1 protein-coding gene is annotated in these 278 nt (G+C 70.9%); it reads left to right on the forward strand.

Translation table 11 applies throughout. The features are described from left to right. The coding region (locus SB753_RS36795; RefSeq protein ID WP_410805054.1) for a hypothetical protein at window positions 1-278 on the forward strand (278 nt) is incomplete at both ends.

The following is a 278-nucleotide window of genomic DNA, read 5'->3' on the forward strand; positions in this document are numbered from 1 at the left end:
GGTGGGCCATCGCTACCAGCGCGACTTGCAGGGAATGCCGCCGCTGGCCGACTACATCGCTCAGCTGCAGGCCCATGTCGATGCCGGGCAATCGCTGGCGACCGCGCAGGTGCCGCCGCCGCTGGCGCAACCGGCCTACCACCCTTACCAGCAACCGGCACTGCGCCGGGAGCTGGGCGAGATGATCGAGCGCGACCAGCAGGCGCGCGCGGCATTCCTGGCGACCCTGCACGCAGGCAAGCCCGATCCGGCGTTGGAAGCGGCCATCTCGCAGGTGG

The organism is Paraburkholderia sp. SIMBA_053, assembly GCF_046534895.1.
GTDB lineage: Bacteria > Pseudomonadota > Gammaproteobacteria > Burkholderiales > Burkholderiaceae > Paraburkholderia > Paraburkholderia caledonica.